This window comes from Kribbella sp. (assembly GCF_035655035.1).
Classification (GTDB): domain Bacteria; phylum Actinomycetota; class Actinomycetes; order Propionibacteriales; family Kribbellaceae; genus Kribbella.
In genome coordinates, this window is record NZ_DASRVN010000689.1 from 1 (window position 1) to 4,161 (window position 4,161).

Annotated in this window: 6 protein-coding genes; 3 read left to right on the forward strand and 3 right to left on the reverse strand. The window is 68.3% G+C overall.

What is annotated here, in order from left to right; all coding sequences use genetic code 11:
- Positions 1-281 (reverse strand): helix-turn-helix domain-containing protein (locus VFF46_RS35855; RefSeq protein WP_325041702.1); only part of this gene is annotated, 281 nt, incomplete at its 3' end.
- Between the two features lie 71 nt (positions 282-352).
- Here VFF46_RS35855 and VFF46_RS35860 point away from each other — a divergent pair.
- Together VFF46_RS35860 and VFF46_RS35865 are read left to right on the forward strand one after the other, a co-directional pair.
- A complete protein-coding gene (locus tag VFF46_RS35860; protein WP_325041703.1) occupies positions 353-1,159 on the forward strand; it encodes an SDR family NAD(P)-dependent oxidoreductase in 807 nt (268 codons plus the stop codon).
- A 32-nt stretch (positions 1,160-1,191) separates the two neighbouring features.
- Positions 1,192-2,028 (forward strand): SDR family oxidoreductase, encoded by an 837-nt coding sequence (locus VFF46_RS35865; protein ID WP_325041704.1) that lies wholly within the window; start codon positions 1,192-1,194, stop codon positions 2,026-2,028.
- Positions 2,029-2,105: 77 nt separating this feature from the next.
- Here the strand turns inward: VFF46_RS35865 and VFF46_RS35870 are convergent, their stop codons facing one another.
- Both VFF46_RS35870 and VFF46_RS35875 read right to left on the reverse strand, forming a co-directional pair.
- Positions 2,106-2,240: a hypothetical protein gene (locus tag VFF46_RS35870; protein ID WP_325041705.1), complete on the reverse strand. Its 135-nt coding sequence runs from the start codon at positions 2,238-2,240 to the stop codon at positions 2,106-2,108.
- Positions 2,241-2,386: 146 nt separating this feature from the next.
- Complete coding sequence (locus VFF46_RS35875; protein WP_325041706.1) at positions 2,387-3,433, reverse strand: aldo/keto reductase; 1,047 nt, start codon at positions 3,431-3,433, stop codon at positions 2,387-2,389.
- Positions 3,434-3,562: 129 nt separating this feature from the next.
- Here VFF46_RS35875 and VFF46_RS35880 point away from each other — a divergent pair.
- The coding region (locus VFF46_RS35880) for a maleate cis-trans isomerase (RefSeq protein ID WP_325041707.1) at positions 3,563-4,161 on the forward strand (599 nt) is incomplete at its 3' end.

Consider the following 4,161-nt stretch of genomic DNA (forward strand, 5'->3'; position numbering starts at 1 on the left):
GCGCGGCGCTCGACCAGCCCTCGGTCGGTCAGCTTGCCGACCAGCAGCGCCACAGCCTGCGGCGTGATGCTCATCAGGCGGGCCAGCTCTGCGCCGGTCAGACCCGGGTTGGTCTGCAGGCTGATCAGCACCGAGTAGTGGGCGCTGGGTACGCCGACCTTCCGCAGGGGACGTTCTTTGGCCGTCTGCAGGTTGAGCTCGGCGCGGCGCAACGCCCACGCGACCCGAGCGAAAACCTCGTCGTCCGCAGGTGGCGTGCCGGGCGTCGAACTGCTGCTCATGACCCCAAAGTTACAGCAGTTGAACCATATCTAGGGCTTGCGGCTTATCAAGGACTTGATAATATCGCGGTATGTCACCTCGTCCGCTTGCTCTGATTACCGGAAGCAGCAGCGGCATCGGCGCCGCACTCGCCGACACCCTTGCCGACAAGGGGTACGACCTTGTGCTGCTCGCCCGACGACGCGACCGCCTCGAACAGGTCGCCGTACGCGCGGAGGAGCGCGGCGCGATGGTAGAGATAATCACTGCCGACCTCGCCAGCCCGGAGGGTCTGGCCGCTGCCGCCGACCGTGCAGCGCGGGGCGACCTTCGGTTGTTGATCTCCAACGCCGGCGCGGGAGGGTACGCACCGCTGCACGAGGTGTCGGCCGCGGACCTCGACAGGCTGTGGCGGCTCAACGCGACCGCGCCGATCACCCTGGCCCAGGCAGTGCTGCCCTCGTTGCTGGACAAAGGACAAGGCGGCATCGTCACGATGGCCTCACTGCTGGCGTTCAGCTCAGGACTGAGCGAATTGGGCCCGGTACCGATGCCTCCTCGAACCCTGTACGTCGCGGCGAAATCGGCCACCGTGGCATTCACCCGCACGCTGGCCCACGAGCTGGCCGGGACCGGAGTCAGCGCCACCGTGGTCTGCCCTGGCCGCGTTGCCACGGAGTGGTCCGGTGGCGCCAACCACCACGGCCAGCCGCGCATCATGTCCGCCGAAGCCGTTGCCGCCGCGACCGTGGTCGCCGTCGAGCGCGGCGAGATCATCTGCGTGCCGGGGCTTCCCGACGACGAGGCACTGGACCGACTCCAGGAGATAGAACGCACCTTGGTGGTCGACGGAAACCGGTCCGAACTCGCGCCGCGGTATCTCTCCGCAGCCCGCTGACACGAACATGAACAACGCAGGGAAAGGAAGCCATGATCGCGATCACCGCCGCCGCGGGTAAGACCGGTCGGCACGTGCTGCGCGCAATGAGTTCGGCTGGCCTCGCCGTGCGGGCGATCGCGCATTCCGACGCGGGTGCCGAGACTGCCCGAACGAACGGGGCCCGCGAGGTGGTCGTCGCCGACCTGACGCATCCGGACGAGCTGCCTGCTGCACTCGACGGCTGCAGCGCCGTCGTCCACATCGGTCCACCGATGCACCCACGCGAGATCACCATGGGCCAGAACGTCATCGACGCTGCCAAGCGCGTGGACGTCGAGCACGTGGTGCTGATGTCAGTTACCCACCCACAACTCGAACCTCTGCTCAACCACCAGTCCAAACTCGCCGTCGAACGCCACCTGCTCGCCTCACGACTTCCGTTCACGATCCTGCAACCCATGCACTACATGCAGAACGTGCACGTGCCTGACTGCGTGGACAATGGCCGATTCCGGCAGCCGTACTCGCTGGATCGGCCGCTGTCGTTCGTCGACCTCGCCGATGTGGGCGCCGCCACCGCCGTTGTCCTGTCAGCACCACAGGAGCACAAGTGGGCGACGTACGAGCTGTGCGGCACCGACATCCTCACCGCGCACGACATCGCCCACATCCTGACCGAGGTCGCCGGCGCTGCGGTGCGTGCGGAACAGGTCCCTGTCGACGCGGTGCTCCCCACGAACGCGCCCGACTACACGATCGACGGCTTCATCCGGCTGGTCAACCACTACGACCGCTACGGCATCCTCGGCAATCCCAACGTGCTGCGCTGGCTGCTCAACCGAGAGCCCACCACCTTCGCCGAGTACGTCCGCCACGAACTGGGCTGACGCAGTACGACGGGGACCGGCCACTGTAGGAGGGTCTGCGCCGGGACCTGGGAGTTTCAGCGCTCGCCGTGGCGAGCTCACCCGCGCTCGACCCACAGCCCGGCCGTCTCAGGCAGGTCCTCGACGGCGCTTCGGCGTACCCAGAGGGCTTGCGTGACGGCCGACTCGGCCTGCTGGTTCTCCGGCTGGCTGACGCCCTCGCGGTCGGCCACTACTCGCCCACGACCATCCTCGCGACCTCCGCGCTGAGGTGTACGCCGCCGGCGCCCTCGCAGTCTGGCCGCGCCGCCACCGCAGCCGCACGGCTCAGTCCTCCGGCCACACTTCGCGAAAGGGGACTGCGCCGGGCGCGTGGGGGCTAGCGGTCCGAGGGGTGGCGGCGGCGTTGGGAGATGTCGGTCAGCGACGGGGGATCGGCCGCCCACACTGCCTGGTAGAGGTCGGTGCCTGGGGGGACAATCTCGTCGATGCGGTCGAGCGTGCCGTCGTCGAGGGTCAGGTCGGCAGCCTTGAGCAGACCGGTCAGCTGGTCCATGGTGCGCGGGCCGGAGATGACGGACGTGACGGCCGGGTGGCTGGTCACGAAGGCGAGCGCGAGCTCAGGCAGTGTGACGCCGAGGTCGTCGGCGACCTTGATCAGCTGCTCGACGGCGTCGTACTTCGCGGCGTTCCCGGGCAGCGACGGGTCGAAGCGGGCCGGGAACATCGCGGCCCGGCCGGTGCTGAGGTCGATCGGCTGGTCCTTGCGGATCTTGCCGGACAGGAACCCGAAGGCCAGCGGGCTGTACGTCAGGACGCCCATGCCGAGCCGATGGCAGACCGGCAGGATGGTGCGCTCGATCCCGCGGGCGATCATCGAGTAGACGGGCTGGTTGGTCCGGAACCGGCCGTACCCGCGGCGCTCCGACACGTGGTACGCCTCGACCAGCTCCTCGGCCGGGAAGGCCGAGCATCCGAAGGCGCGGATCTTGCCGGCGGAGACGAGATCGCTCAGTACCCACAGCGTTTCCTCGAGGTCCGTGGTGTGGTCCGGCCGGTGCACCTGGTACAGGTCGATCCAGTCGGTGTCCAGCCGCCGCAGGCTGTCCTCGACCGCGCGGGTGATCCAGCGCCGCGAGTTCCCCCGCCGGTTCCGCACGTTGTCGTCGTCCAGCGGGAAATGTCCCTTGGTCGCGAGGATGACGTCGTCGCGCCGTCCCTTCAACGCCGCCCCGACGATCTCCTCGGACTCGCCGGCGGAGTACATGTCGGCGGTGTCGACGAAGTTGATCCCGCTGTCCAGGGCGGCGTGGATGATCCGGATGCTGTCCTCGTGGTCGGGGTTGCCCTCGCTGCCGAACATCATCGTCCCGAGGCAGTGCGAGCTGACCTCCATCCCGGTCCCGCCCAGCGTGCGATAGCGCATGAAGTCTCCTGGTCTCGGTGGTACTGCGTGCCGGTCCGAAGGCTAGAAGCTAGACCGCTGTCTAGGTCAAGCCGCACCGACGCGACGAATCCCGGCGCATACTCATTTCCACGGGAGAAGGAGGAGCTCATGTGGGAGTCGGACGGCTGGGACGTTCGGGCCCGGGTCGGGGTCTTGGTGCCGCACGCGGACGTCGGACCCGAGTCGGAGCTTCAGGCGATGGCACCGGAAGGTGTCCGGGTGCACGCGGCGCGGGTGCCGTTCGGGGCGATGGCCATGGGCGGACAGATGGATCCGACCATCCCGCTTGCTCCGGTCCGCGCGTTCGTCGAACCGCCGGCGATCGACGAGGCGACGGCCTTGCTCGCCGCGGCACCGATCGCCGCGATCGGCGTCGGCTTCACGAGTTCGTCGTACGTCGTCGGCCCGGACGGCGAGCGCGAGGTCGAGGAGCGGCTGGCGAAGCTCACGGGCGGTCTCCCGGTGGTGTCGGCATGTTCAGCGGCCGTCGCCGGGTTCACCGCACTCGGAGTGCACCGGCTGGCCGTGTTCGCCCCGCCGTGGTTCGATGCACAGCTCGACGAATTAGGGGCCGACTACTTCGAATCCCGAGAAATGGACGTCATTGTCCACGGATCGTGTGAGCTGCCGAGCAACCAGCGCAGCATCGATCCGGCGGAGCTGTTCGCGTGGGTGGCGGCCCACACGCCACCGGACGCCGAGGCCGT